Origin of the sequence: Streptococcus parasanguinis (genome assembly GCF_001074805.1) — a bacterium.
Classification (GTDB): domain Bacteria; phylum Bacillota; class Bacilli; order Lactobacillales; family Streptococcaceae; genus Streptococcus; species Streptococcus parasanguinis_A.
Genome location: NZ_JUPI01000121.1, coordinates 1 through 2,780 on the forward strand (window position 1 = coordinate 1; position 2,780 = coordinate 2,780).

2 protein-coding genes are annotated in these 2,780 nt (G+C 40.1%); both read left to right on the top strand.

Annotation, left to right across the window (positions count from 1 at the left end):
- Window positions 1–662 precede the first annotated feature (662 nt).
- A complete protein-coding gene (locus ADI76_RS08430) occupies window positions 663–1,397 on the top strand; it encodes a response regulator transcription factor (protein ID WP_049515783.1) in 735 nt (244 codons plus the stop codon).
- A 57-nt stretch (window positions 1,398–1,454) separates the two neighbouring features.
- Entirely contained in the window at window positions 1,455–2,714 is a 1,260-nt protein-coding gene (locus tag ADI76_RS08435; protein ID WP_049515785.1) for a sensor histidine kinase, read from the top strand.
- The last annotated feature ends 66 nt before the right edge of the window (window positions 2,715–2,780 follow it).

A 2,780-nucleotide genomic window follows, 5' to 3' on the forward strand; every position in this document is an offset into this window, starting at 1 on the left:
ATTCGATTTCGTTGTCCCACCTCCGCACAGTTGAGTAGGGCTGTAAAAGCTGATGAAATCAGCTAGTAAAGCCCACTCAACCACTGCGTCTTGCTTGGCAATCCAAAAATAATTGAGAGGCTAGGACTTTTGTCCCAGCCTCTTTTTATCGTGCTTTGGGATTTTCATTTGTTATGGAATAATATTTTTATTTTAAATTTTGTAACAGAAATGATAAATACTAATTAAAGAGGACTTGCGTAGATGCTTGGGAATCAAGCATTTGCGGTGTTTTCAGGCAGAGGGATATTTGCCAACAAATTGCAATACAAATTAACTGATTTTGTAATAATTCTAGTGTATACTAGTAAGAGTAGATCACAGGTCTACATTGTTGCAAGGGGAGAACTTCCCACATACATGTCTATTGACAATAAAACTTGATCGTAATATCGCTGCTAGTAAAATGAGAGTTTGAACATAGCATAGATTTTATCGACCTTTTTCATATTAAAAAATATTTTTCAAATTCCCCTTGCGCAAGCTCTTCCGGATTCCTCCGGGAGAGTTTTTTTGTTAAGAAAAAAAGTAGAAGGCCTTTGAGTCTCCTTTGAAAGAGTGGCTTAGCAGGCATCATTTATGGTAAAATAGAACATATTCGTAGAGGGGAAGGAGTGAGGACTTTGTTGAAGATTTTTGTGTTAGAAGATGAATGGATCCAACAATCGCGTATCGAAGCGGTCTTGCAGGATCTCATCCGTCAAAAATCCTTGCAATGCAAAGCGCCAGAAGTGTTTGGGAAGTCAAGTCAGTTGCTGGATGCTATCACAGAGAGAGGCGCCCATCACCTATTCTTTTTAGATATCGAGATTAAAGGTGAGGAGAAAAAAGGACTGGAGATCGCAAAAGAGATTCGTAAGAAAGATCCCCATGCGACCATTGTCTTTGTCACCACTCACTCTGAATTCATGCCCATTACCTTTCAGTACAAAGTAGCTGCCTTGGATTTTATCGATAAAACGCTGGGTGAGGAAGAGTTCAAAGAGAGAATCAGCTCAGCCATCGATTATACCTTGGAGCAAGCTGGGACCACGATTGCGCAAGATGCCTTTACGTTTGAGAGTGCGATGGCGCGTGTACAAGTTCCTTTTAATAAGATTTTGTATGTTGAAACGTCTCCAACCATTCACAAGGTCATTTTACACACCCAGGAAGAGCGCTTGGAATTTTACGCTAGTATTACCGATATCGAAAAAGCAGATCCCCGCTTGTATCGGTGCCACCGCTCCTTTGTGGTGAATCCGCAAAATATTACGAAGATTGATAAAGAAGCCAAGAAAGCTTTTTTTGAAAATGGGGACAATTGCTTGATCTCACGGACCAAGTACAGAGGCTTACTGGAAGCTTTGAAAAAATAGAGGGAGAAAGAATTGCTGTTAGATGTTCTAATATTTTACCTAAAGTTCTTCGTCAGCATGCTGATCTATCGTCATATCAGTAGACAAGAGTTCACCTTGCGCTGGCTCTTTTTGTGCCCCTTCTTCTTTGCAATTATCTTTACCCTTGTGCCACCGGTAGGCTTTTTTGGCTATTTCTTAGTATTTATTGCCTATAGTTTCTACCGAAATCGTAACATACGACACCTTTTGAATATTTTTTACGGGCTCTACCCGGTTGTCATGGAGAGTCTCATTGCGCGTCTCTTAGCCTTTTATGTCTTTCCAATGTTAGGGATCGTACTTGTTCATGAGGCATCTGTCAGCTGGTATGATGCTCTACTTGAATTGCTGGTCTTTCCTGTTTATATAGGAATCACTAAATTGTTAAAACTAGATTTTACAGATTTAAAAGTAGGGTTTCAACGGCAGTATTTTAATCGTTTCTTACTCCCGATGGATCTTTCCATGTTTGTGTATTTAGTCAGTGTTGTAGGTCTGGTGGTTTTTGAGGATGCTATTCCTCATGCAGATGCTTTACGGGAACAGTTAAATAGTATTTATTTGATTTTGTTTTTTGTGATGCTCTTGTATTTCAATGCGGTATCCAAAGAACGATTGAAACAAGAAATTCTGGAACAAAAAGATAGGCAACTGCAGGAGTTAGCCACCTATAGCCAACACGTCGAAATGCTCTATGGGGAGATTCGTGCCTTTCGTCATGATTACCTGAATATTTTAACCAGTCTCAAATTAAGTATTGAGCACGAAGACCTCAATGCGATCAGGGAAGTCTATGAGAATGTTCTTCGAGAGAGTGGCCAGCAATTTTACAATAGTAAGTTTGATATTGCCAAACTCAGTCACATCGAAAATCCAGCTGTAAAAAGTGTTCTGTCCGCAAAATTATTGGAAGCTCAAAATAAAGGGATTGGGATCTCTGTCGAGATCGATGAACCAGTTCGTGATTTATTCATCGAGGTTTTAGATTTCATCACCTTCTTATCCATCCTTTGTGACAATGCTATCGAAGCGAGTCTCGAATCAGAGGACCCACAGCTGACTCTTGCCATGCTTCAGGATACGAACTCCCTCATCTTAATAGTTGAAAATAGTACAAAAGCTGAAAAAATAGAGTTAGCGAGAATTTTTGAAAAAGACTACTCGAGTAAAGGAGAGGGCCGCGGTCTTGGCTTGTACAAGATCCAACAATTACTGGAAAAGTATCCCAAAACGACAGTGTCTACCAAGAGTTCAAACTACCGATTTACTCAGAGCCTGACCTTTTGGAAGGAATAATGGAAGAGAGAGTGGGACAGAAATCGGTCATTCGTTAGAATTCGATTTCGTCGTCCCACCTCCGCA

Coding starts and splice junctions, on each gene's coding strand:
- ADI76_RS08435 (WP_049515785.1), top strand. CDS start 1,455: ATGCTGATCTATCGTCATATCAGTAGACAAGAGTTCACCTTGCGCTGG.